This window comes from Bacillus sp. AK25, assembly GCF_048270685.1.
Taxonomy (GTDB): Bacteria; Bacillota; Bacilli; order Bacillales; family Bacillaceae; genus Bacillus; species Bacillus altitudinis.
In genome coordinates this window covers 1,896,432-1,920,017 of sequence record NZ_JBLUWC010000001.1, presented here as the reverse complement: position 1 = coordinate 1,920,017, position 23,586 = coordinate 1,896,432, and the positions used below count along the sequence as shown (strand labels likewise).

Here is a 23,586-nt window from a genome sequence, read left to right as displayed (position 1 = left end):
AAATCTATGCTTAATCCTTTTGACTTTTATCCAGCTTTTTAAATAATTTGATCATCGTTTTCAGTTCTTCATCATCAAATGATTCAAATCGTTCCATGAAGTATTCTGTTTTCTTTTTCTCAAAATGCTCAGTAATTTCCTTACCCTTATCGGTTAAGTGGATTTTGATGATGCGTCGATCCTCTTTTGAACGGATACGAGTGATCCAGCCTTTTTCTACAAGTGTGTCGGTTACAGCTGTAATATGGCTTGCTGATACACCGAGAATTGAAGCGAATTCCGTTACTTTTTTTGCGCCTTGTTCACGCAGCAGATTTAAAATGAGAAATTCATTCCGAGATAATTCGTTTTCAAGCAGGCTGTTAATTTCATAACGTATTTGCTTAAATACGGTTCTCAGTAAAGTATCCATTTCATACATCATTTGTTTTCTTTGTTCCAATCATTAAACCCCCATTATATTTTAAGATACGACAGAAAGCTTTCTTTTGTTTTTAGGTATACAAGTCGTATCATTTTCATTATTTTTTATCATGTTATAATATGATGATACCATTTTTTAAATGAAGGGGGCACTAATATGTCTGAAAAACAAGAATTAGCCACATTTGCTGGAGGCTGTTTCTGGTGTATGGTTAAACCTTTTGATGAACAGCCAGGCATTATCAAAGTTGAATCAGGGTATACTGGCGGACATACAGTGAATCCAACCTATGAGGAAGTATGTACAAATACGACAGGCCATAGAGAAGCCGTTCAAATTACCTTTGATCCAGACGTTTTTCCGTATGAGAAGCTATTAGAACTATATTGGCAGCAAATAGACCCAACAGATGATGGAGGACAATTTGGTGATAGAGGAGAGTCCTACCGTACAGGGATTTATGTCCACAATGAAAAACAAAGGCAACTTGCAGAAACATCAAAAGAGCAGCTGAGCCAAAGTGGAGTTTTCCAAAAGCCAATCGTGACAGAAATTTTAGAGGCTGGTCCTTTTTATCCTGCTGAGGAATATCATCAGCATTATTATAAAAAGAACAAAATGCACTACGAACGATACCATGTCGGTTCGGGCAGAGCAGGTTTTATTCAATCTCATTGGAGTGATAAATAATGGCTAACGAAAAAGAGCAGCGCATCAAAGAATTAAACCGAATGCAGTACGAAGTGACGCAAAATAATGGAACTGAGCCGCCATTTCAAAATGAATTTTGGGATCATAAGGAAGAGGGCATTTATGTAGATATCATTTCAGGCAAACCATTGTTTTCTTCTTTAGATAAATTTGATGCCCATTGCGGCTGGCCAAGTTTTACAAAGCCGATTGAAGATCAAGAGGTAGAAGAGAAAGTAGATACGAGCCATGGCATGGTGCGGACAGAAGTTCGCAGTAAGACGGCCGACTCTCACCTTGGTCATGTATTCCCTGACGGCCCAGGGCCAAACGGTCTTCGGTATTGTATTAATTCTGCCGCTTTAAAGTTTATCCCGAAGGATGATCTTGAAAAAGAAGGCTATGGCCATTTGAAACACATCTTTCAATAATTGATTTTAAAAATCGTCACATGGAAGTCAGTTGCTTCCGTGTGACGATTTTTTTATTTTTTATGGTGTGTATGATGTAATTGTTCAATGATGTGAAACAGCTTCTCTTTTGTAATGAGCGGTGCTTCGTTTGATGTGTAATGGGTCAAATGGACTTTTTGAAAATGAGGGTGAAGATGTGGTCTTGGTAAAATGGCGTAAAATTGTTCATGTTCAAACAGTGCATCTCCCTCGTGAGGGAATGTGAGTTCCTCGTGAAGTTTTTCTCCAGGTCTTTTGCCGACAACGAGAATATCAGGAGAAGGAACGTTGATCTGACCGGCATATTCATGAAATGCTTTCAATAGATCAGCCAGCTGTAATGACTCCATCTTGAGAATGAATGTTTCGCCGCCTTTCATCATGATAGCTGCTTCAAGCGTGAGGGATACAGCTTCTTCGATAGACATAAAAAAGCGTGTCATTTTAGGATCAGTTACAGTTAGAGGTTGTTCATTTAACAACTGTTGAAGCATGATGGGGATGACGGAACCCCTTGAGCCAAGCACATTGCCAAACCGGACAGAGCAAAACCTCGTTTTCTGATTTGAAATACTTTCATTCGCTTGAAAAAACAATTTTTCTGAAATTAATTTTGTAGCTCCCATGGCATTTGTCGGAGAAACCGCTTTGTCGGTTGAAATGTTGACAACATGACTGACTTCATGTTCAAGTGCTGCTTCGATGACATGCTGTCCGCCGATGATGTTGGTTTGGACAGCTTCAAACGGATTATCTTCGCAGGTGGGTACTTGTTTGAGTGCAGCTGCATGGAAGATGATATCTACCCCTTTGACAAGCTGCCTGACGCGGCTTGCATCCCTCACATCTCCCAGTGCAAATACAACCTCTGGATTTGCCGCATATTCATTTTTCATCATGTATTGTTTACTGTCATCTTTACTGAAGACAATGACCTTTTTAGGAGAGCAGGCTGTTAATTTTTTCACAATCTGCCGGCCGATCGAACCCGTACCGCCTGTGACCAAGATGATTTTGTCACGAAAAAAGGTCTTCAAACTCGTTTCTATTTGTTTGGACATATCTAATCCCCCAACTCTCATTTCTCTACTTTGCATCATATGTGAAAGAGTGGAAGACGTTTGAGGAAAAGAACCACTTCATGCATAAATTAGGTGAACCAATTATAACCATCTGCTTGACGACTTAATAGAATATGTAGAGATAGAAGATTAAGTAGAATAGCGAGGCACCTGAAGACTTCAGTACGGCGATCAGCTCAGCTCTCAGAATGTATTCACTGATACTGAGCTGCGCGAGGGGAGAAGATCATACATGTATAGGGGAAATCGTATTTTAGCCATGATACCAGCTTTTAGCAGCAAGCAGGGGCATCATGCTGAACACATTCGCGTATTGGCGGAGCGGCCGCTAATCTATTGGACCATTCAGCCATTATTACAAATGATTGAATTAGATGAAGTCATCGTATCTTCAGAGGATGTGAATACTCAAATCATTTCGGCCCACTATGGAGCAAATGTCATTGAACTGCCAAGCACACATGTGACGGAACAAACACCTTCTTTAGTAGCTGTGAAGCATGCACTTGCTTATTTAGAACGAGAGGGAAAGACGTTTGATATTGTTTTGTATTTGCATCCAGCATCACCACTAAGGCAGACGGCAGATATTGAGAACTGCTTGCAGCTTCTAGTAGAGGGGGGATATGATTGTGCGGCTTCTTTTACAGAGGCGTTAGAAAATCCAAATGAAACTTGGACACTTCATGACACCAATGAAGCCAGCCTATATAAGGACAATCATTATTTTTTTGTACCAACTCAGGAGCACCCTTATACGTATGGACGTTTAAATGGAGCTGTCTATGCGTTTCATGTTCCATATGCAAAAGAATGCATTCATTCTTTTTTAGAAGGATCTGTTGGTGCATATATGATGGATCATGCGCAATCGCTTGTTGTGAAAAATGAGGAAGATCGGAAAAAGGCAGAGAAGATTTTATTGGCTCGACAAGATGCAGAAGGAACGGCATAAGATGATGGCAATTAGAAAAAGCGCCCGGTCATAGGGCGCTTTTGACTATTTCATAAAGTCTGTAAGGCAGCGTATCAAATGTGTTCCAGCGAACGACTTGCTCGTAATTGTTCTCTGCAACCGATTGTCTTTGTTGAGAATTTTTTACATAGTGCTCGACCTGTTTAATCAAATCGTTTTCATGTGTGTAAAAAGCGAAGCTTGAAAATGCCTGTGACGGTTGTAGATCTGTCAACTGAAAGCCTCCGCTTGCAGCGATATCAAATGCTCTGTTGTTGAGACTCATATTATGAACATTGGCTTTGTTTTGATTATAGGCAAATTGCGCGGGCCTGTGCGGATTCAGAACAATGGCTGATGTTTGATAGATGTCTGCCATCTGCTCGGGACTCAGCCAGTGGGTCATCAGTGAGAGATCACGATATCGTCTGCGTGATTTATTCAACACGCGATGCCACTCTTTTCCTGCTACGAGAATGCGCCATTTGTTTTGATGTAAGAGTGTATTGATGGCTTTGATGCGGTTTGGATAAGGGTAGCCAATGAGTGCAATGTCATAAATGCACGACTCATGTGGTGATTCTTTTTTCTGAAATACGTGTGTATTGGTTGGAATGGGAAAGTAGTGCGTGTGATCAGCGCCCATTTGTTTGTAAAATGACAAAGCACCTTCGTCAATCGTTAAGATCAGCTGTGCATCACTTGCACATGCAGCTGACACATCTATATAAAAAGGGTCTTCTGTCATCCACAGTACAACGGGGATCTTTTCTTGTTTGAATTGATGAAGCAGTTCTGTTGGAATATGATCACCGATCATCATGAAAACAAAATCCGGAGAGAATGTCCGGATTTTGTGCATATAAGCGGGTAGAGTTTCCCTTTCCACTTTGACGCATAAAAAGGGGGAATCAATGAAGCTATCTTCTATCCATTGATCGAACATCCGATAGATTCCACCGTAGCCAGAGCTGATATAAAGAAGCTTCATGATGGCCCTCTCACATTAAGATGTGAACGTAACACTTTCTACTTTATCTACATCTAATAGAGTCGTTGCAGAGCCGGTAGGTGTCACAGAGCTTTCTTGTGTGACGAAAACAACACCTGTTGAAGCATCGAATGATACGAATTGAACGGGTCCGATTAAGTCACCTGAGTCCATGACAATGCTAATGACTGTTCCAGGTGCAAGTCTTGCAAAAATCCATCTTGCTGGTTGAGATACGTCGAGTGTTGTAGCAGAATCTGAAGGTGATGCTTCAGCAGCCACCTCACTAAATAAATCGTTCAATTTTTCTTCCACTTGAACTCCTCCTTCTTCGAGATTAACTGTTAACGCATGACTAAGCGGTTTGAAAAACAGCTTTAACAGCTCTTTTTTTAATTCGGCACGCTTTTCGCTCATGTTTTCCCCATCCTTTCTTCATCCATTCAAACACACCACTATGTATATGCCGTTCTCTTTTTTTGGTATAAGCAGAATGCTCATTCCTTGTTCTTTTTTCATTTAATGACTTCACACATTTTTGAAAAATGTTTTCAAATGCTGATGCTAAATGAAGTGATCCTCATACTCTAGTAAAGATCAAACGAGAAGAAAGAGGGAATCTGAATGGAATTTGAACAACTATTAAATGGCTGGAACGAAGAATTACTAGAAACAGAAGGAATACTTGAAGTTGTGTTGATTATACTTCTTCTTCATCTTTTAGAGGAAAGTGAGGAAGGGAGTGCGTCAGAGATTAAAGAATTGCTGCGCCCGTGGCTTGAGCTCGGCATTCCGCTGCCGCGTGTTCATTTAGTCAATGGAGATGTGCTGCAAAACGTGGTTGTCGTACAATTGTTTGACTCAGTAGCAGTCTTTAAAAATGCGACAAATCAGCTAAGAGTAAGTGTTCCTTATGTGAACATTGTCAGCTGGGGGGCTTTTTAATCTATTTAAAAAAGGATAATGGTCATGAAAGTATCAGTGATATTAACAAGCTACAACAAACCTGATTTCATTGAACGTGTGTTAAAGAGTGTGGTAGAACAAACGTATCAGCATTGGGAGCTTTTGATCATGGATGATGGCTCTGAACAAGAAACGATCCAAAAGATGCAGCCTTATTTAGTGGATAAGCGCATTCAATTGTATTCTCATCAAATTCATCCTGCAAACCGGCTGAAGACTGTACGTTATGCAACGCTAATTAATGAAGCATTAACACGTATAACAGGTGAGCTGGTTTGTTATGTAACTGATGATACAGTCTACAGAAAAGATCGTTTAGAGAAAATGGTCGAGGTTTTTCAATCGAAGCCTCACATAGATATCGTCTATTCCTCGCAGCGTGTCGTGCATGTGAATCAGCATTTGGTGGAAACGGCGAGCTTCGTTCGAGAAGCAGATCAAGTGTTGGAGCATGCATCCTTTCAAGTCGACCATTGCTCTGTTATGCATAGAAGCCGGCTGCTTTCGCTTATTCATGAAAAATACGGACAATACTGGGCCGACGAACCAAAACATTGGCATCATGCTGATTCTGTGTTTTGGATGAGACTGAATCATTTTGCTGCGTTCTTTCCATTACAAGAAGTACTAGATACCACATATAAAACGCCACAATCATTCCATCATATGTTTGCGAGTATGCCCTACGATTTAATTGACGGAACTGTGATTGAAAGAGATGGCGCTTATTATCAAATCGCTCACGGATGTCTCCATCTAATTGACAAGCGCTGGGTGAATGAAAAGAACAGGCGTGCGATTCGTGTTCCTTCCTTATGTACGATGAAATATGAAATGAACGAGCCGCTGACAGTTCCGAATTATACAGTCGTCACTGCAGATAACGGCAGAACATTTTATTATATTGAACATCAGACAAAAAGACGGTTTGCTTCAAGACGTGATGTGCAATATTTTCAGTTTCATCAAAAGGAGATTTACACGGTCACAAAACAGCAGCTGGAGACGTTTGAGGAAGGCAGCATCATTCAAGTATCTCCAATATTCAGCCCACCAAATAGACGGCTGTTTAAATGGAAACAAGATGTCTATTTATTTGTGCATGATACCTTTTGCCGAATTGTCCCTGAGGTAGTGAAAATATTTGCGTTTTACCATCAGCCAATCAAACTACAACCTTCTCAATTTGCATTTTTTCAAGAAGGAAAGCCAATTGTGCCGCTGTATATGGAGTCTCTTCAGGAATTTGATTTGTCTCTTTATCAAACGTCAGGGCGAAAGCACTCCTCCTAAGAGGGGTGCTTTTTTTAGAATAGATGAAAAAAGCAGGAGATCGACAGGAAAAAGCGAATCGTGAAAAGGATAGAGGAACACGTTGAACATCATCAAGCCGCTGAAAATTGGGCAATACAGTGCCGAATTTTCAGCATAGAAAGTGAGGGAGAAATAGTGGGGAAGGTTGTCGAAAGAGCGGATTGGTTTGAATTAATTTTAGAAGCCATCGATGAAGCGATTCACGTTGTAGACGATCAAGGGGTCACCATCTTTTATAATCATAATGCAGCGAAGTTCGACTGTTTAGCGAAAGAAGAAGTGATTGGCAAGTACATACTGGATGTGTATCCTTCATTAACTGAAAAGACAAGTACACTCATGCATGTACTTAGAACAGGAAAACCCATTTATCATTCGTTGCAAACCTATTTGAATAAAAATGGAGAAAAAATTGAGACCGTCAACACCACACTGCCCATTATGGAAGGCAGCAAGTTAATTGGGGCGGTAGAAGTAGCGAAGGATGTGTCGAAGCTGTCGGCGCTTTCGAATCGTTTAGATCAAAAAAAACGAACGGATGGTGCCGTGGAGACCACTCAAATGCTCGATTTTTCTTCATTTTTAACAAATGATCCACACTTAAAAGAGATGCTGGAGAAAGCGAAAAAAGCTGCTGCATATCCTTCGTCGGTTATGGTCTTCGGGGAAACTGGGACAGGAAAAGAGGTACTCGTACAAGCGATTGTTCATGCATCTGATCGGAAAGATCAAGTCTTTATCCCGCAAAACTGCGCTGCTCTTCCAGAATCGCTGCTTGAAAGTCTTTTATTCGGGTCTGTCAAAGGAAGTTATACGGGCGCAATAGATCGCAAGGGGCTGTTTGAATTAGCAGATGGCGGTACGCTTTTTCTTGATGAACTGCAAGCGATGCCGCTTACGCTTCAAACAAAATTACTGCGTGTGTTAGAGGATGGTGTTGTCCGCCGGATAGGTGATGCAAAGGCGGTTCAAGTAAATGTCAGAGTGATTACTGCCCTCAATATCGACCCATTTGAAGCCGTTAAAAAACAAATGTTAAGAGAAGACTTATTTTATAGACTGCATGTGTCATCATTTCATATCCCGCCGCTTCGCACAAGGAAGCATGATATCCAGCTGTTATCCCGCCACTTTATTCAAACGTATCATCAGCAATTTTCTAAAAACGTCAACCGCCTTTCTGAAGAAACTGTCCAAGTATTTATGGCCCATCAGTGGCCAGGGAATGTCAGAGAATTAAAACATACGATCGAGCATGCCGTCTTGATGATGCCAAAGGAAGCAGAAGAAATCACCCCAGCATATCTCCCTGTCCATTTGCGGACGCATCAGATAGAAAGTCATCCACCAGAGTCCTCATTAAAAAGTCAAGTGACGTCATTTGAACAAACGCTGATTCAAGAAGCTTTAAGACAGCACGCAGGGAATATTAAGCAAACGGCAGCCGCTTTAAAAATTCCTCGACAAACATTGCAGTATAAGCTAAAAAAATATATAGATGCCGAAAAATAGGCACTTCAAACAGGTGAATGTGACGGAAAAGCTCCTTTTGTAAAGAATAGGGGCATTTTCCCATGTTGGCACATAACTTGCATAGTATAAAGTGAATGCTGATAGGGGGAATGGATATGAATCAAAAACTGTATCAACCTGCGCGACATTGGAAGGACATTGAACTTTGGAAGGACGTACCCGAGGAAAAGTGGAACGACTGGATTTGGCAGCTGACGCATACGGTCAAAACGCTAGAAGATTTAGAAAAAGTCGTGAACTTAACAGAAGAGGAAAAAGAAGGGGTGAAGATTTCCACGAAAACCATTCCACTCAACATAACACCCTACTATGCCTCACTGATGAATCCAGATGATCCAAGATGCCCAATTCGTATGCAGTCTGTACCAATTGCAGAGGAGCTTCATAAAACAAAATATGACCTCGAAGATCCGCTCCATGAAGATGAGGATTCACCTGTTCCAGGTTTAACGCACCGCTACCCAGATCGTGTGCTGTTTCTTGTCACAAATCAGTGCTCCATGTACTGCCGCTATTGTACGAGAAGGCGCTTTTCCGGTCAGATCGGGATGGGCGTGCCGAAAAAGCAATTAGATGCCGCCATTGGATATATTAGAGAAACCCCTGAAGTGCGGGATGTGTTAATTTCAGGCGGTGACGGGCTGTTAATTAATGATCAAGTGCTTGAATACATTTTGAAAAACTTACGAGACATTCCTCACGTTGAAATCATTCGAATTGGAACACGTGCACCGGTCGTGTTTCCGCAGCGAATTACAGATGAATTGTGTGAGATTTTAAAAAAATATCATCCTGTTTGGCTGAACACTCACTTTAATACAAGCATTGAAATCACAAAAGAAGCGAAAGAAGCGTGTGAGCGCCTTGTCAATGCTGGCGTCCCTGTTGGCAATCAGGCGGTGATCCTAGCAGGAATTAACGACAGTGTTCCAATTATGAAGAAGCTGATGCATGATCTCGTAATGATTCGCGTCAGACCTTATTATATTTATCAATGTGATTTATCTGAGGGGATCGGCCACTTTAGAACACCGGTTTCAAAAGGCCTTGAAATCATTGAAGGCTTAAGAGGACATACGAGTGGTTATGCCGTGCCAAGCTTTGTTGTAGATGCACCAGGCGGAGGAGGTAAGATCACCTTACAGCCAAATTATTTATTATCTCAAAGCCCAGAGAAAGTGGTCCTGCGTAACTTTGAAGGTGTGATCACCTCTTATCCGGAGCCAGAACATTACGTCGCCGGCCAAGCAGATGCGTATTTTAATGAAATCTATGAAGAAAAGAAAGAACCCGCCATTGGCATAACAGCTCTATTTGAGGACGAAGCAAGATCCTTTACGCCTGAAAATTTAACCCGAATGAAACGAAGAGAGTCTTATGAAACGAATCCTGAACATGATACGCTCAAAAACAAACGTGAAAAACGAGATGAATTAAAAGAGAAGAAATATCAAGCCCAGCTCAAAAAAGAACAAACCGTAAAGGAGGAGAAATAACGTTGCTGACATGTGATTGGTGTGAGGAGAAGAAAGCGAACGCAGGACAGACCACAGTCTATTGGGAACTCATCACGGGCACACAATCGATTGAGATTTTGGAAACGCCTTCGATTTCTTGCACGCATTGCGGGATGACGTATCAGAAGGATGAGACAGTAAAAGAGATAGAAGATCAATTAATTTTAGTCGATCAAACAAAACTTCCAGAAAAAATCTCATATGAAGAATTAATGAGCATGGAGCGGTTATTAAAGCGTAATTACTTTGATTTTTCTTCATAAGTTGTACCTCCGCCTATACAAGTCATCAAATTCCTGTATAATATAACAACAAAATAGAGTGTCGCGGAGGGAAAAACAGGTGAAGTCGTTTTACCATTATTTAATGAAGTACAGACATCCAAAACCGAAGGATGACATCAGTCATTTTGCAAATGCTGCTTATGAAGATCACAGCTTTCCTAAAGCATCCACTGATTATCATGAGCTATGTGCCTATTTAGAGTTAAATGGGGACTATTTAAGCTCCATGACGACATTTGATGAGGCTTTTGAGCAATACGAAGTAGAAGTCAAAAAAAAATAACACACACAACCGCTTGTTCCGTATGGAAGAAGCGGTTTTTTCATGAAGAAATAAAATGGCGTTTTGCATGGTGTGGTTGCCCATGCAGAATTCCTTGCGCCGGCATACGATACGTTAAGACCAAAAGTCGGGCAAGGGGGAGACAGAATGAAGGCGAAAGCACCAAAATATAAAGTAGGGGATATTGTCGTCGTTGTCATGTACGGCACAGTTGGAACGATAACAAAAGTCCATCAAATTGACCAACATTATCTATATGAGGTCAATCATAATGAGGTGCTTTATTTTGAAACATCACTCCAGCTTTACGATGAGTACGACGGGGTGATTGTAGATACAGAAAAGCTGGACATTGAATATGAGTTCCTCATTGGCGATGTTGTATATGTAAAGGATTACGGGAAAGAGCTATTTAAAATCATTGGCCATCGGACTGAGATATGGCGCTACCTTGAAGATGGCTGGGAAGATGTCATTTATGAACTGACAAGGTTAAAAGACGGAGAATGGCTGGAAACAGAAGAAGAAGACTTGACACTTGTCCTAAGAAAATATGAGACGGATCAGTTTGTTCATCAGCTTCTTTTTGTGCATTACGTTGGAGAAACCTCAAAAGAAATAGAGGAAGATATGGTGCAAACCGCTCTATTACATTTAGAAGAGAAACAAGAAAGCGAAGCATCACTAGAATTTCTCGCTGTATCTATAGTGGATGAGCTTCTTGATATTTACAATGATTATAAAATTCTCTATGAATTTTTCAAAGACCCAGAATATAAGGATATGATGGACTTTATTTTGGAAAGTTTAAACGAGCATTTTGGTTAAAAGAAGACTTGTCCTAACACGAATAAAAAGTAAGGAACACAGAAAAAAGCAATCACATAAAACCATCCCCTCAAGATACGGCCCATCACCTGATCAAAAGTATGTCCATCTAAAATGCTTAACCATTTCATTGCCTCGTGCCCCTTTTCTTTTCGTTTACTGCATTTATATGTATGGAATGAGCCATTATGACAAACTGTAATAAAAATAAGGCAGCGTTCATACATCATAAAAAAGGAGGCGGAAAGCAATGAAAGAAGCAGATTTGGTGATTGATACAGAGGAAATTGCAGAATTCTTCTACACGGAGCTGGTCAAAAGAGGGTACATACCATCTGAGCTGGAAACGTTTGAGCTTGCCGATATTACATTTGAATATATGCTGAGGAAAGCAATGATAGTTGAAGAAGAGGCGTGGTAGGCACTATACTTTGAAGAGATTCTGAGTAGAAAGGGAGGGGAATTGGTTCGCGTGTATGTCATCATTTTTTTCCTTTTGTTTGGCGCCATCGCAGCGCTTATGGTGTCTGGCATGTTCCAGGAGTTGGACAACCAGATCATCTTATCGTTTGAAAACATCAGACTTCCTTTTTTAAATGATGTCATGCTGACTTTGACTGACTTTGGTATCAGTGCGCTGCTTGTCCCAATCATGCTCATCTTTAGCGTGGTGCTGTTTATGTATAAACGCTACCACTCTATTATGCTGCTTTTTCTACTATATATAGCAGAAAAAACGGTCAATCATGAACTGAAAGGACTGTTTGCTAGAGAGCGTCCAGCCTTTGATCATCTAGTGAATGAGACCTATTACAGCTTTCCGAGCGGACATTCTATGAATGCAGCAACGATCTATCCATTTATCGCCTATCTATTCATTGAAATGGTTCCGTGGCTGAAAAAGAGACAAAAAGCAGTCTACATGGTGACAGGGTGCTATGTGCTGATGATCGGCATCAGCAGGATGTATATCGGTGTTCATTATGTCACTGATGTAGCAGGGGGCTTTGCGATAGGACTAGCTTTATTTCTCATATGTAAAAAGATTGACGAAAAATTGTCCGTCATTCGACAAAAATAGAAGAAGGAAATTCATAGATCCCAGCCAATTTTATATAAAAGGGGAGGGATTTGAATGCAATTGACGTTGAGATTTTTTCAAAAGAAACCTTCAGCTTATCACTTAACCATTTATCAAACACCTGAATATGGTGCAGAAAGCGGGCATCAGCCTGTGTACCGGACAAAGATTGGCGGCAGGACACACCTTGATGTACTAGAAAAAGCATTCTCGACATTTAATGTACAAGATACAGTCCCTAATGATTACAATGCACGGTTTATCACAACAGGGGATATCGTTGTGATTGATGACCAGAAAAAAGGGAAGTGCTACTACCAGCTCTTTCCGGCAGGATGGAAACGTAGTGAACGCCTAATGACGATGAGTTAAATATAAACGACGATGCCAGCTTTACTTTCAGCTGGTATTTTCTTTTTTGATCTCAATCGTTTATAATAAATGGGACTAAACACATGTTAAACGTAAGTGGAGGCTAAAAAATGAGTGTACATATTGGAGCAGAAAAAGGACAAATTGCAGAAACGGTATTGCTTCCAGGCGATCCGCTTCGTGCGAAATATATTGCAGATACATATTTAGAAGATGTTGTGTGCTATAACGAAGTGCGCGGCATGTATGGTTATACTGGAACATATAAAGGAAAACGCATTTCTGTACAAGGTACTGGAATGGGCGTACCGTCTATTTCGATCTATGTGAATGAGCTGATCCAAAGCTATGATGTTCAAAACTTAATCCGTGTTGGTTCTTGCGGAGCGATCAAAAAAGATGTCAATGTACGTGACGTCATCTTAGCTCAAACCTCATCAACAGATTCTCAAATGAACCGTGTGGCATTTGGACCGATTGATTACGCACCATGTGCTGATTTTGGTTTACTGAAAAAAGCCTACGACACAGCAGAAGCGAAAAATGTAGCTGTGCGTGTTGGGAATGTATTTACAGCAGACCAGTTTTATAATGAAAAACCACTTGAGCTGATGGACCAATATGGAATTCTAGCGATCGAAATGGAGACAACGGCTCTTTATACGCTTGCTGCAAAATTTGGCAGAAAAGCGTTGTCGATTCTGACAGTGAGCGATCATGTGCTAACAGGAGAAGAAACAACTGCTGAAGAGCGTCAAACGACATTTGACGAAATGATCTTAATTGCACTAGATTCTGTTTTATAATAGTATAAAGGGTGTGCTACGATGTAGCGCATCTTTATTTTTTTAGTAGAGCAAAAGGAAGGTATGTCATGAAGAAAAGCTATAAAATACTCTCAATCGCATCGATTCTTGGTTTGACGGCCGCATTATCAGGCTGCCAGTTGCTGGATCAGAAAAGCGGTACCACTGAATCTAACAAAACAAACGAACAAAAGAACGCAGCAAGTTCATCACCCCAGCAAAACTCAAACGATACGGCAGATTCATCTAATCAAGAGCTGACGTTAAAGAGTGAATATTTCAATGACATCAAGGTAGTGAGCGGACTGAAGACCATTCAAAACCCTGAAAATGTGCTTGCCTTAGTGAACAAAGAATATGCACTGCCAGGAACCTATAAACCTTCTGATCTCGTTGTACCAAAAGTGGAATTCTCTTTTTCAGAGGATATTGAAAAACGATATATTCGAAAAGAAGCAGCGGAGGCACTTGCGAAGTTATTCAAAGGTGCTAAAAAGGAAAACTTTGAGCTTGCTGCAGTATCTGGCTATCGTTCCTATGATCGTCAAAAAGTCATTTTTGATAGTGAAGTGAAACTAAAAGGGAAAGAAAAAGCACAAGAAGCCGTAGCCTTACCAGGCGAAAGTGAACATCAAACAGGTTTAGCTATGGATATTTCCTCAAAAAGTGCCGGCTTTGAAATCTCTGAAAAATTTGGTGAAACACCTGATGGTAAATGGGTAGCCAAAAACGCTTATAAATATGGCTTTATCATCCGTTATCCAAAAGGGAAAGAAGACATCACGAAATATGAATATGAGCCGTGGCACTTGCGCTATGTAGGGAAAGAAGCTGCAAAAGCGATGCACGATCATGATTTAACATTCGAAGAGTATATGAACAAAGTGAAGAAAATATAAACAAATAAAAGGCCTCCCGAAGCTGGGAGGCCTTCTTTTATACGCCGTTTTAAAAAAAGAACAAACCTGCTAAAGCGAAGCCGGTAATAAAACCGAGACCGATGCCATAAGCTGCACCCCAGCCATAATAACCTCCGTAATATCCATAACCAAAGCCCCCGCGGGACCCGCCGACTGGCCGGATATAAACTTTGCGGTTTGACACCCGCTCAATACGTCCAACATGTACTCTGCCATTTCGATCAGTAATTCTAGCTACTTTCCCCATATGCTGCTGACAAAGTTTATAGTAGCGCTCCATGTTTTTCCTCCTTATGACAAACTCTTTTCACTCTTATCCTATGCGAAAGACTTCATAGAGTTTGGACAAAACATATAGGAGATTCGCTCATTTTATACTGTACATTCAAATACAAGGTGACTCAGATGTTCTCGGTGTGTTTGAATCAGGTCATAGTGTGTCTGTAATGTATCATAAAGAGAAGGTGGTATTTGATCTGATAATTCCATTTCGGTCGGCTCTTCCTGCACCATGTGCTCATCAAATGAGAGAATCTGAATGTCAAGGAATCCTGCGGACGCTAACTGTTTTTTCCATTCAGGAAATGAAAAGAGGGAGTGAAACCCATAAAACTCCCGAATGGTTGCCTGTTCTTTTGAGGGAAGCGGCACTTTTAACACAGCCTCATTTGCGATCAATTGTTTTCCAGGAGCAAGCACCCGTTTGATCTCAGCAAGCGCAGCAGGTAAATGGGTAAAGCTTAAAACAGATTCACTGATCAGTAGAGAGAACGAGTCATCCGCAAATGGCAGGTGTTCGATCGATGCTTGCTGTGCACGGAAAGGTAGTTGTTCCCGCTCGAATCGCAGATTGGCTTTTTCAATCATCAAAGGGTGTGTATCAATCGCCTCTACTTCATAACCTAAATGTCCTAGATAGGCGGCTGTTTGTCCTGTGCCGCATCCAACATCCAGTATACGATCGTCAGACGCCAAGTGAAGATGCTCCATCATCGTTTTTGTTAGCTCAATTCCGCCAGGATGGGCACCTGATACACCAAAATAGGCAAGCATTTCTACATAGTCACTCATGGAATCCCTTCTTTCTTTATCATGTTTCTCTCTAAAGATTATGCATTGCAGGGCGAAATGGCTTATCTTTTCAAATAGAAGTTTGATCCTTTGGTTGACGGATGAAGAATCGTCCTTGATAATAATGAAAGGAGATAAAGGTGGTGTTTTTTTGAAAAAACAATTCAAGTTCGTGATAGCCATTCTGGTAACAGCAGCGCTTTCCTCAGCGATTACATTTGTGATCACAAAACAAGGTGCTGTCAGCGTTTCAGGAGATGAGAAGTTTAGTAAACTCATGGCTGCATATACGAAGGTAAAAAACGAGTATTACGAAAAAACGGATGATCAAAAACTAGTAGACGGTGCGATTCAAGGAATGATTGCATCACTTGATGATCCATACTCTACATATATGGATCAGGAGGAAGCCGAAGGGTTTAACAACACCATTTCATCTTCATTTGAAGGAATTGGTGCACAAGTAGAAGAGAAGGATGGACAAATTTTAATTGTCGCACCGATTAAAGGCTCTCCTGCTGAAAAAGCTGGTTTGAAACCTCATGATCGTATTTTAAAAGTGGATAGTAAAAGTACAAAAGGCATGTCAGTGAATAAAGCCGTTTCTCTTATCAGAGGGAAAAAAGGAACGGATGTCAAACTGCATTTGAACCGACAAGGTGTTGGAAATGTGGATGTGACGATCACAAGAGATACGATTCCACTTGAAACGGTGTATGCAAAACTAACAAAAGATAAAATAGGTGAAATCCAAATCACTTCTTTTGCTGAAACCACGTCTAAAGAGTTAGATAAAGCGATTGATGACCTCGAGAAAAAAGGGGCAAAAGGTTTTGTCATTGATCTGAGAGATAATCCAGGCGGTATTATGACAGAAGCAATTGAAATGAGCAATGACTTTATCGATAAAGGAAAAGTCATTATGCAGGTTGAGGAAAAAGGAAAGAAACAAGTGTACAAAGCGGAAAAAGAACGCAAAGTTCATCAGCCGACAGTTGTTCTTGTAAACGGCGGTTCAGCGAGTGCTGCTGAAATCATGGCGGCAGCTCTGCACCAATCCTCTAGCATTCAACTTGTTGGAGAAAAGACATTTGGTAAAGGGACTGTTCAAAATGCGCAAAGCTACAATGATGGCTCTAGTGTGAAATTAACCATTGCCAAGTGGCTGACACCAGACGGGTCTTGGATTCACAAAAAAGGAATTGAGCCACAGGTGAAAGCATCTCTGCCGAGTTATGCGAAGCTGCCATACTTAAGTCCGAAAAAGACGTATCAACTGAATGATGATGGAGATGAAGTCAAAGCGGCTCAAAAAATGTTCCAAGCGCTTGGCTACAAAGCAAAAGCCAATGGAGAATATGATCAAGCATTCCAGTCGGTCGTGAAAAGTTTCCAATCAGATCACGATCTGAAGGCTGATGGTATTCTGACAGGGGACACAACGACGGTACTGATGACAAACATCCAAGATAAGCTCAAGAAAAATGATACGCAAATGAAAAAAGCCATTGAAGTGTTGAAAAAAGAAATGAAATAGAAAAAGCAGTCCTCATCTGGGGACTGCTTCAAATTGTTGACAAAGGGCTAAAATGAACTTTATTTTAGCCCTTTGTCTTCTTTTCAGCTCAGCTCAGCGTGATAGAAAACCTTTGAAGTCTAGGAAGGACGAGTACTGGAGCGGAGCGAATTTGACATTCGTGAGCACCAGCACGCAGGACTGACAAAGAATGCGAGGGTTTGGCTACACGCTGAAGCAGTCCTTATCAGGGGACTGCTTTTTTTCTTGTATTACGCTTTGTTAACCACAGGTTCCGTTGTTTTCCCATTCTTTTCAAACAAATCACTTGTCACAGCATTAGATGTGACATTCTTTTGGAAGAATGGATTCAAAATCAGGATGACCACAACGTTTGCTAGTAAACCAAGAAATCCTTCATAAAGACCAAACGTGACTTGTGAGATATTGGCTGTAAAGGTGACGATGATGCCAACAACTAAACCCGCAATCGTTGCTTCTCTTGATTGTTTTTTCCAGAACAAGCTGATCGCAATGGCTGGGAAAATTTGAACCATTCCAGAAACACCGATCAGCTGAAGCGTGACAAGCGCAGTCGGGAACAGCATACCGAATAAAAGAGCAAGCCCGATCACGATAAATACCATCGAACGTGTAATGATCGTTAAACGTTTAGGTGACACATTTGGATGGATTAAATCACGGTACAAATTATTGGCAAATAAATTTGACGCCCCAATGGCCATGATCGAACATGGAATGAGAGAAGCAAGTGCAATCGTTGAATACGCAAGCCCCTGCATCACGCCGCCATATGACGTCTGAATTAAATGAAGAAGAGCAAATCTTGGATTTGTATCTTCCGGTAAGACTAAAAAGGCAATGAAGCCAAGGAAGATGACCAAAATCAATACAATGTTGTAAAGAGGTAAAAACATACTGTTTTTACGGATGGCATCTGCGCTTTTGGCTGTGAAAACACCAGTTGCTGCATGAGCCCACATAAATAATGCGAGTGCAGAAACACCTGATGCGGTAATAAACCACAAAATGCCTTTAGGGCCTCCTTCAGGTATCGTCAGAAGCTGTGGGGCCTCCTTAGCTAACGTATTCATCATCGGCGTCCAGCCGTTAAAATGAATAATCGGGAGGGAAACCACCATAAAGAGCATGATCACCCAAACAAGAATATCTTTAATAATAGCTGTATATGTAGGACCTTTAATACCACTGAAAAATGTATAAAGTGCAACTAAAATAAATGAAATCATAACAACTGCATTCACATTAATATAACCCGTTCCAGCGACAGTTAACGTATCTTGAATCCCGCTGAGCTGAAGACAAATGTATGGAATGAGCATGAGTACACCGACAATGGCAATCAAACTGGATAACAGTTTACTGTCAAATCGCTCACGTGCATAATCAGCAAGTGTTGTCAGCTTGTGATTTTTTGCAACCGTCCAAAGTTTTGGTAAGAAGAAATACGCAATAAAATAAGCAAGAACTGAATAGGGGATAGCGAAAAAAGCAACACTTCCCGCTGTATAAGCTGTACTTGTGAGCCCTAAAAAGGTATAAGCAGTATATAAGTCTGCGCCAACAAGGAACCAGACGAGAAGCCCGCCAAATTTTCTCCCGCCAACAGACCATTCTTCTACTGATTGTCTTGATGATTTATCACGACCAGCGGCAAAACCGATGACCACGACGATGAAAATAATACTTGCAGTAATCAATAAAGCTGTTAAGTTTCCTTGCATTCGTCAGTTCCTCCATTTGAATGTTGCATCCTGTAAATGATAAATGTGCAAACGGGTGTGAGTACAATCCATAGTAAGAGCCAGAAGTGGAAAAAGGGCAGCCCGATGACAAATGGATGAATACGATTCACAAAGGGGAGCAGTGCAAGCTGTCCAATGAATGGAATCGCGATGAGTAGCGCCAGTATCAGTTTTTTGTTCATGTTTTCCTCCTCTAATATTTTGTAATTTCATAATAATAGCAGTTGTCAGATTAGATCACAAGACCATTTTCAGAAAAAACAATCATTTTTATGAATATCATACTAATATAACGCTTTCATTTTTAAAAAGAGGTAAATAGTGAAGAATGAGATAGAAAGACTTAAAAATAAGTATGGAAAAATAATATTTAGAGCAAATAAAAAAGCCCCAGCATGACGCTGAGACTGTGCCGTTTTTTATAGGAAATCAGATACTTCTTCAATGTCAAAACGATTGCTTTTGTGAGCTTCTTTTGCTGCTTTCCCGACAGAAATCAACATCACTGGTTCGTATCGACCGCTCACATTGAATTCTTTCACGTACGCTTCTTTGCTGAAACCGCCCATTGCGCATGTATCATATCCCATTGCTTTCGCCGCAATCATTAACTGCATAGCAGCTAACGAAGCGTTTGAATACGCAGCTTCACGTGCATATTGCTCGCTTTGATAAGCACCATTAATTTGCGTCATCAGTGTTTCTTTAATATCTTCTGTGATGAAGCCTTGTTCTGCTAGCTCACTGTAGATTTTTTCACCCTTTAGATTGGCTTCAAGGTCACCTAGGACAGCAATCACAGCTGAAGCTTGAGAGACTTGTTTTTGGTTGTAAGCAATTGGAAGAAGTTTTGCTTTTGATTCAGCACTATGGAAAACAGTGAAATGCCAATGCTGAAGGTTCCAAGCAGATGGTGCTTTTGTTGTGATATCAAGAAGCTCTTTTAACTCTTCTTTTGTCATTTCATGAGTTGTATCATACTCTTTTACTGAAGCTCTTTCTTTTAAAATGTCAATCGTTTTTTGATCGCTCGCCATATGGATATTTCCTCCCGTTTTTGCAAATAGTATGGTACAATAAATAAAAAAGTGAGAAACTTACTTATTGTAACTAGAGATATATTTTAAATTGTATACCGTTAGTTTGTCAAACAATCATGAAAAGAAAGGCTGAAATATATGGAATTTCAATTATGTCCAAACATTCAGCAAGCTTTTTTGCTACTTGGAAAAAGGTGGAATGGTCTCATCATTCATGTATTGCTTGATGGTCCGAAGCGGTTTAAAGACCTGACAGACATTATTCCATCCATCAGTCAAAAAATGCTCGCAGAACGCTTAAAAGAGCTTGAGCAAGAAGGAATCATAAAGCGCACTGTACTTCCTGAAACGCCAGTCAAAGTCATCTATTGTCTAACCGAAAAAGGAAGTGCATTACATGGTGTGTTCGGAGAAGTATCGCGCTGGGCAGGGGAGTATGCTGGATCTCATGTAAAAAAGGAGCAAGCCTAGTTTTAGGTTTGCCCAAACGTTTTGTCTCCTAATGAATATGCTGATGTTAGGCACATGACAAAGGAGGAGAAAAGCATGTACCCTCATACTCCGTATTTTCGAGGCGGTGCCCCTGGCATTCCGCCATATGAATCTAGAGTCCCTTTGTTTTTTGGTTTTGGCGCTCCTTTAGTCGGCGGACTGCTTGGCGGATTTCTAGGAAGTGCGATTTTTAATTATCCTCGTCCATATTACCCGCCACCACCACCGCCTGTTCCACCACCTTATGGCGGCGGATATCCACCATATTATTAAGAAAAAAGAGTAAGCCTGCTTCCATTTCAAAGCAGGCTTTTTATAATGGAATATCAATTTCAGAAATGCCTGGATCATCATGCTTTAAAAACATAATTTCTAAAATACCATCTTGATACGATGCCTTCGTTCCTTTTCTTTTCACAGCAGCAGGCAGGACAACCTTCTTTTGTTTATTCTCTTCAGGAAAATGATCAATAAACAGCAGATTGGCTGTATGTTTGATTTTTACTTTTTCCGTGTTCGGACGATCGAGCTCTATTTTGACAAACACGTGATCTGTCGTTTCAAATACTTCAACATTCGGCTCTTTCTTTTTTTTATCGTCTGTCTCTCTTGTTTTTTGCTGCTGAGACAGCGGATCCTGAAAGGGGAATTGAGCAGAATAATTGGAGCCGAAAACACTTTCCATGACTTGATTGACATATTGCTCAACGTCTTTAGGATCTGAATTTTTTAACGCTTCTTTTGAAAATTGCTTTTGAAAAGGGAATAATCGGTTCCAGTCAAACATGCAAATCATCCTTTCTAAATGCCCTGAATTAGTATATGCCCATAAAGTGATGTGCGTGCTATAATATACGATAGGTTTAGAAAGGAATGGTTAGATTGAACGAACAACAATCAAAAGGTGTCTTATATACGGCTGCATCTTTTACATTATGGGGATTGTTCCCATTATATTGGAAACTGATGGAGCATATTTCGTCAGGCGAAATTTTAGCGCACAGAATCGTATGGTCCTTTGTTTTTATGTGCGGTATTCTTTTATATTTAAAGCAAGTCCGTCCAGCGATGCAGACTGTGAAAGGTCTGATGATAGAAGGAAAAGCACTTTTTTCATTACTTTTATCGGCAATTTTAATTTCGGTCAACTGGTATGTATACATTTGGGCGGTAAATCACGAACTGATGCTGGAAGCGAGTTTAGGGTATTATATTAATCCGCTTGTATCAGTTTTACTAGGCATCATTTTCTTAAAAGAACGACTGAATAAAATGCAAACCACCGCCATTCTCATTGCCGCAGCTGGGGTCATCATCTCAACTGTTCAGTACGGCTCATTTCCTGTCGTGGCTTTCGTATTGGCTTTTAGTTTTGGGTTTTATGGACTGATTAAAAAAAGAATGAGTTTTACGAGTGCCATTGGATTAACCATTGAAACACTGCTTCTTGCACCAGCTGCGCTTGTTTACTTATTCTTCTTCTTAAAAGAACCTGTTGTCACGATGAATCCGAGCAGCTTCGGTTCTCTTGGGCTATTATTTTTTGCAGGTGTCTTTACAGCTGTACCGCTTCTTTTATTTTCTGAAGGGGCCAAAAGAATTCCTTTATACCAAGTTGGTATTTTGCAGTATATTGCACCGACCATTACACTCTTTTTGGGGCTGTTTGTGTATCACGAACACTTATCTGCAGCAAAAATCGTGACATTCCTCTGTATTTGGGTGGCGATTTTACTATTTACAACCTCTCAACTGCGAATGAAAAAAACAGCGAATTCTCATTAAAGAGACGAAGCAGTTTGCTTTTTTTTGCAGGCGGATCATGTCATAATAAGTTGTTACCAAAACTGTAGAGGTGATCACATGTCATCAGTCGATGAGCTTGCACACGCTTATCAATCTTTATGGAAAAATCGGCAGCTTGATGTAGTGGATATGACTTCATTACACGAGGCGATACGAGATGATTTGCTTGATGCACGCACCCATCCTCGCGCAAGAAAGTCATTACATCAAAAGTATGTACTCGCTGTGGAAAGAATTTTAGAAAGTGCTATTGAGCAGGGTCATCAACTACAGCTGATCAGCTTACATACGAAAAAGCTGCGAGAACTAATTCAAAATGAAGGAAGGAACCACTCATGAAACCAATTCAAACGGAAGATGTCACAGCACATCTTGAATCGTTTTTAAATCGGCCAGTCTTCGTTCATCTTGAAACGACAACTGGTTCTTATTCAGCTCATGTGAATGAGCAAAATATGACGGTCGTGGCGTATATCCGCAACGCAAAAGTTGTCTATTCACAGGCAAAAATAAAAGGACAAGGCCCATATCGTGTCGGGATGAAAACAGAAGATGGCTGGATTTACGCAGAAGGTTTAACCGATTACGTGTTTGATGAACAAGGTCGCCTGCTGTTAGCAGGACACCTGCCAGACGGAAAACTAGCGATCTCATTACAAATTAGTGAAACACCATTTCAGGTGTAGGAGAGAGGGGAACAGTGATGAACGAACATGTACTTGTGATGCTGCCTCACCCCGACGATGAATCCTTCGGGGTCGCAGGGCTCATCGCGCAAAGCAGAAAACGTGGAATTCCAGTGACGTATGCATGCGGGACACTTGGAGAAATGGGAAGAAATATGGGAAGTCCAACTTATGCTAACCGTGAGACACTTCCTGAATTAAGAAAACAGGAATTAATCAATGCATGTAAAGAAATGGATGTCACAGACTTGCGAATGCTTGGTCTTCGAGATAAAACGTTGGAATTTGAAGATGATGAGTATTTAGCGGATGTGATGGAACGCATAATTGATGAAGTGAAACCAACTCTTATTGTCACGTTTTATCCAGGTCATGGCGTACACCCTGATCATGATGCGACAGGTGAAGCGGTCATTCGTGCTCTATACCGCAAGAAAAAAGAAGACCGTCCTGTCACATACTGCATGGCCATTACGAAAAATCGAGAAGAAGTGCTAGGAAATGCCGATATTGTGATTGATATTACGGATGTAGCCGATATCAAATTAAATGCACTAAGAGCGCATAGAACACAAACAGAAGGCATGCTAAGAGAGCTTGAACAAAAGCTGAAAAACAAAGAACCAGTCGTTCAAAAATGGTTTGATGAAGAAATTTTCTGGACGTATCAATGGAATGACTAAATGAAAG

At 40.7% G+C, this 23,586-nt stretch carries 33 protein-coding genes; 22 read left to right on the top strand and 11 right to left on the bottom strand.

Going from position 1 to position 23,586, the window contains the following annotated elements; translation table 11 throughout:
- Positions 1 to 10: 10 nt before the first annotated feature.
- Positions 11 to 442 carry a MarR family transcriptional regulator gene (locus tag ACNO7B_RS09820; protein ID WP_007500780.1) on the bottom strand — a complete coding sequence of 144 codons (432 nt, stop codon included), beginning with the start codon at positions 440 to 442 and terminating at the stop codon, positions 11 to 13.
- 138 nt (positions 443 to 580) lie between these two features.
- On the opposite strand from ACNO7B_RS09820, the gene msrA reads away from it, so the two are divergent.
- Both msrA and msrB read left to right on the top strand, forming a co-directional pair.
- The gene (msrA, locus tag ACNO7B_RS09815; protein WP_046343804.1) at positions 581 to 1,114 is read left to right on the top strand and encodes a peptide-methionine (S)-S-oxide reductase MsrA; all 534 of its coding nucleotides are present in this window, start codon (positions 581 to 583) and stop codon (positions 1,112 to 1,114) included.
- Positions 1,114 to 1,545: a peptide-methionine (R)-S-oxide reductase MsrB gene (gene msrB, locus ACNO7B_RS09810; RefSeq protein WP_007500777.1), complete on the top strand. Its 432-nt coding sequence runs from the start codon at positions 1,114 to 1,116 to the stop codon at positions 1,543 to 1,545. The genes msrA and msrB overlap by 1 nt, the downstream gene beginning before the upstream one ends.
- 53 nt (positions 1,546 to 1,598) lie before the next feature.
- Here the strand turns inward: msrB and ACNO7B_RS09805 are convergent, their stop codons facing one another.
- Complete coding sequence (locus ACNO7B_RS09805; protein WP_268414470.1) at positions 1,599 to 2,627, bottom strand: SDR family NAD(P)-dependent oxidoreductase; 1,029 nt, start codon at positions 2,625 to 2,627, stop codon at positions 1,599 to 1,601.
- 253 nt (positions 2,628 to 2,880) lie between these two features.
- On the opposite strand from ACNO7B_RS09805, the gene ACNO7B_RS09800 reads away from it, so the two are divergent.
- Entirely contained in the window at positions 2,881 to 3,603 is a 723-nt protein-coding gene (locus tag ACNO7B_RS09800; protein ID WP_056704364.1) for a cytidylyltransferase domain-containing protein, read from the top strand.
- 28 nt (positions 3,604 to 3,631) lie between these two features.
- Here ACNO7B_RS09800 and ACNO7B_RS09795 read toward each other — a convergent pair whose 3' ends face one another.
- On the bottom strand, positions 3,632 to 4,594 hold the full coding sequence (locus ACNO7B_RS09795) for a CgeB family protein (protein WP_417901471.1): 963 nt from the start codon (positions 4,592 to 4,594) through the stop codon (positions 3,632 to 3,634).
- A 15-nt stretch (positions 4,595 to 4,609) separates the two neighbouring features.
- Positions 4,610 to 5,011, bottom strand: coding sequence for a hypothetical protein (locus ACNO7B_RS09790; protein ID WP_007500770.1), 402 nt, complete (start codon positions 5,009 to 5,011; stop codon positions 4,610 to 4,612).
- Between the two features lie 207 nt (positions 5,012 to 5,218).
- On the opposite strand from ACNO7B_RS09790, the gene cgeC reads away from it, so the two are divergent.
- The 7 genes from cgeC (at position 5,219) to ACNO7B_RS09755 (ending at position 11,319) form a co-directional block, all read left to right on the top strand.
- Positions 5,219 to 5,539: a spore maturation protein CgeC gene (gene cgeC, locus ACNO7B_RS09785; protein ID WP_007500768.1), complete on the top strand. Its 321-nt coding sequence runs from the start codon at positions 5,219 to 5,221 to the stop codon at positions 5,537 to 5,539.
- 18 nt (positions 5,540 to 5,557) lie between these two features.
- Positions 5,558 to 6,853 (top strand): glycosyltransferase, encoded by a 1,296-nt coding sequence (locus ACNO7B_RS09780; RefSeq protein ID WP_171465497.1) that lies wholly within the window; start codon positions 5,558 to 5,560, stop codon positions 6,851 to 6,853.
- A 156-nt stretch (positions 6,854 to 7,009) separates the two neighbouring features.
- Positions 7,010 to 8,386, top strand: a complete 1,377-nt coding sequence (locus ACNO7B_RS09775; protein ID WP_144626359.1) for a sigma-54 interaction domain-containing protein — start codon at positions 7,010 to 7,012, stop codon at positions 8,384 to 8,386.
- 116 nt (positions 8,387 to 8,502) lie between these two features.
- Positions 8,503 to 9,903, top strand: a complete 1,401-nt coding sequence (gene ablA / locus ACNO7B_RS09770; protein WP_417901470.1) for a lysine 2,3-aminomutase — start codon at positions 8,503 to 8,505, stop codon at positions 9,901 to 9,903.
- Between the two features lie 2 nt (positions 9,904 to 9,905).
- Complete coding sequence (locus ACNO7B_RS09765; protein WP_024718564.1) at positions 9,906 to 10,187, top strand: YokU family protein; 282 nt, start codon at positions 9,906 to 9,908, stop codon at positions 10,185 to 10,187.
- Between the two features lie 79 nt (positions 10,188 to 10,266).
- Entirely contained in the window at positions 10,267 to 10,491 is a 225-nt protein-coding gene (locus tag ACNO7B_RS09760; protein WP_008346438.1) for a YozE family protein, read from the top strand.
- Positions 10,492 to 10,638: 147 nt separating this feature from the next.
- Positions 10,639 to 11,319, top strand: coding sequence for a hypothetical protein (locus ACNO7B_RS09755; protein ID WP_417901469.1), 681 nt, complete (start codon positions 10,639 to 10,641; stop codon positions 11,317 to 11,319).
- Here ACNO7B_RS09755 and ACNO7B_RS09750 read toward each other — a convergent pair.
- On the bottom strand, positions 11,316 to 11,450 hold the full coding sequence (locus ACNO7B_RS09750) for a hypothetical protein (protein ID WP_017359686.1): 135 nt from the start codon (positions 11,448 to 11,450) through the stop codon (positions 11,316 to 11,318). The genes ACNO7B_RS09755 and ACNO7B_RS09750 overlap by 4 nt on opposite strands.
- A gap of 119 nt (positions 11,451 to 11,569) precedes the next feature.
- On the opposite strand from ACNO7B_RS09750, the gene ACNO7B_RS09745 reads away from it, so the two are divergent.
- From ACNO7B_RS09745 to ACNO7B_RS09725, 5 genes are all read left to right on the top strand, one after another.
- The gene (locus tag ACNO7B_RS09745; protein WP_017359685.1) at positions 11,570 to 11,740 is read left to right on the top strand and encodes a YozD family protein; all 171 of its coding nucleotides are present in this window, start codon (positions 11,570 to 11,572) and stop codon (positions 11,738 to 11,740) included.
- A 51-nt stretch (positions 11,741 to 11,791) separates the two neighbouring features.
- The gene (locus ACNO7B_RS09740; protein ID WP_017359684.1) at positions 11,792 to 12,400 is read left to right on the top strand and encodes a phosphatase PAP2 family protein; all 609 of its coding nucleotides are present in this window, start codon (positions 11,792 to 11,794) and stop codon (positions 12,398 to 12,400) included.
- A 54-nt stretch (positions 12,401 to 12,454) separates the two neighbouring features.
- The gene (locus tag ACNO7B_RS09735; protein ID WP_007500756.1) at positions 12,455 to 12,772 is read left to right on the top strand and encodes a YodL domain-containing protein; all 318 of its coding nucleotides are present in this window, start codon (positions 12,455 to 12,457) and stop codon (positions 12,770 to 12,772) included.
- A gap of 110 nt (positions 12,773 to 12,882) precedes the next feature.
- On the top strand, positions 12,883 to 13,578 hold the full coding sequence (deoD, locus tag ACNO7B_RS09730; protein ID WP_007500754.1) for a purine-nucleoside phosphorylase: 696 nt from the start codon (positions 12,883 to 12,885) through the stop codon (positions 13,576 to 13,578).
- A 68-nt stretch (positions 13,579 to 13,646) separates the two neighbouring features.
- Positions 13,647 to 14,477 (top strand): M15 family metallopeptidase, encoded by an 831-nt coding sequence (locus ACNO7B_RS09725; RefSeq protein WP_017367458.1) that lies wholly within the window; start codon positions 13,647 to 13,649, stop codon positions 14,475 to 14,477.
- A 49-nt stretch (positions 14,478 to 14,526) separates the two neighbouring features.
- Here the strand turns inward: ACNO7B_RS09725 and ACNO7B_RS09720 are convergent, their stop codons facing one another.
- Positions 14,527 to 14,778, bottom strand: coding sequence for a hypothetical protein (locus tag ACNO7B_RS09720; RefSeq protein ID WP_008346452.1), 252 nt, complete (start codon positions 14,776 to 14,778; stop codon positions 14,527 to 14,529).
- 92 nt (positions 14,779 to 14,870) lie between these two features.
- Positions 14,871 to 15,569, bottom strand: coding sequence for a class I SAM-dependent methyltransferase (locus tag ACNO7B_RS09715; protein WP_254505545.1), 699 nt, complete (start codon positions 15,567 to 15,569; stop codon positions 14,871 to 14,873).
- A gap of 151 nt (positions 15,570 to 15,720) precedes the next feature.
- Here ACNO7B_RS09715 and ACNO7B_RS09710 point away from each other — a divergent pair, with 151 nt between their 5' ends.
- Positions 15,721 to 17,106, top strand: a complete 1,386-nt coding sequence (locus ACNO7B_RS09710) for a S41 family peptidase (RefSeq protein ID WP_017367455.1) — start codon at positions 15,721 to 15,723, stop codon at positions 17,104 to 17,106.
- A gap of 251 nt (positions 17,107 to 17,357) precedes the next feature.
- Here the strand turns inward: ACNO7B_RS09710 and ACNO7B_RS09705 are convergent, their stop codons facing one another.
- The 3 genes from ACNO7B_RS09705 to ACNO7B_RS09695 all read right to left on the bottom strand — a co-directional run bounded on the left by ACNO7B_RS09705 (position 17,358) and on the right by ACNO7B_RS09695 (position 19,909).
- Complete coding sequence (locus ACNO7B_RS09705; RefSeq protein ID WP_417901468.1) at positions 17,358 to 18,851, bottom strand: sodium:solute symporter family protein; 1,494 nt, start codon at positions 18,849 to 18,851, stop codon at positions 17,358 to 17,360.
- A complete protein-coding gene (locus tag ACNO7B_RS09700; protein ID WP_017359680.1) occupies positions 18,836 to 19,054 on the bottom strand; it encodes a DUF3311 domain-containing protein in 219 nt (72 codons plus the stop codon). Before ACNO7B_RS09700 ends, ACNO7B_RS09705 begins: the two co-directional genes overlap by 16 nt.
- Positions 19,055 to 19,291: 237 nt before the next feature.
- Complete coding sequence (locus ACNO7B_RS09695) at positions 19,292 to 19,909, bottom strand: nitroreductase family protein (RefSeq protein ID WP_008346464.1); 618 nt, start codon at positions 19,907 to 19,909, stop codon at positions 19,292 to 19,294.
- A 141-nt stretch (positions 19,910 to 20,050) separates the two neighbouring features.
- Here ACNO7B_RS09695 and ACNO7B_RS09690 point away from each other — a divergent pair, with 141 nt between their 5' ends.
- Together ACNO7B_RS09690 and ACNO7B_RS09685 are read left to right on the top strand one after the other, a co-directional pair.
- Positions 20,051 to 20,383 (top strand): winged helix-turn-helix transcriptional regulator, encoded by a 333-nt coding sequence (locus ACNO7B_RS09690; RefSeq protein ID WP_008346466.1) that lies wholly within the window; start codon positions 20,051 to 20,053, stop codon positions 20,381 to 20,383.
- A 75-nt stretch (positions 20,384 to 20,458) separates the two neighbouring features.
- Positions 20,459 to 20,677, top strand: coding sequence for a hypothetical protein (locus ACNO7B_RS09685; protein ID WP_003215921.1), 219 nt, complete (start codon positions 20,459 to 20,461; stop codon positions 20,675 to 20,677).
- A gap of 40 nt (positions 20,678 to 20,717) precedes the next feature.
- On the opposite strand, the gene ACNO7B_RS09680 is transcribed toward ACNO7B_RS09685, so the two are convergent.
- On the bottom strand, positions 20,718 to 21,191 hold the full coding sequence (locus ACNO7B_RS09680) for a spore gernimation protein GerT (protein ID WP_024718570.1): 474 nt from the start codon (positions 21,189 to 21,191) through the stop codon (positions 20,718 to 20,720).
- An 86-nt stretch (positions 21,192 to 21,277) separates the two neighbouring features.
- Here ACNO7B_RS09680 and rarD point away from each other — a divergent pair, with 86 nt between their 5' ends.
- From rarD to bshB2, 4 genes are all read left to right on the top strand, one after another.
- Positions 21,278 to 22,189, top strand: coding sequence for an EamA family transporter RarD (gene rarD / locus ACNO7B_RS09675; protein ID WP_417901467.1), 912 nt, complete (start codon positions 21,278 to 21,280; stop codon positions 22,187 to 22,189).
- A gap of 78 nt (positions 22,190 to 22,267) precedes the next feature.
- On the top strand, positions 22,268 to 22,549 hold the full coding sequence (locus ACNO7B_RS09670) for a hypothetical protein (RefSeq protein ID WP_035703270.1): 282 nt from the start codon (positions 22,268 to 22,270) through the stop codon (positions 22,547 to 22,549).
- The gene (locus ACNO7B_RS09665; protein ID WP_008346474.1) at positions 22,546 to 22,896 is read left to right on the top strand and encodes a YojF family protein; all 351 of its coding nucleotides are present in this window, start codon (positions 22,546 to 22,548) and stop codon (positions 22,894 to 22,896) included. Before ACNO7B_RS09670 ends, ACNO7B_RS09665 begins: the two co-directional genes overlap by 4 nt.
- A gap of 17 nt (positions 22,897 to 22,913) precedes the next feature.
- Positions 22,914 to 23,579, top strand: a complete 666-nt coding sequence (gene bshB2, locus ACNO7B_RS09660) for a bacillithiol biosynthesis deacetylase BshB2 (protein WP_007500738.1) — start codon at positions 22,914 to 22,916, stop codon at positions 23,577 to 23,579.
- The last annotated feature ends 7 nt before the right edge of the window (positions 23,580 to 23,586 follow it).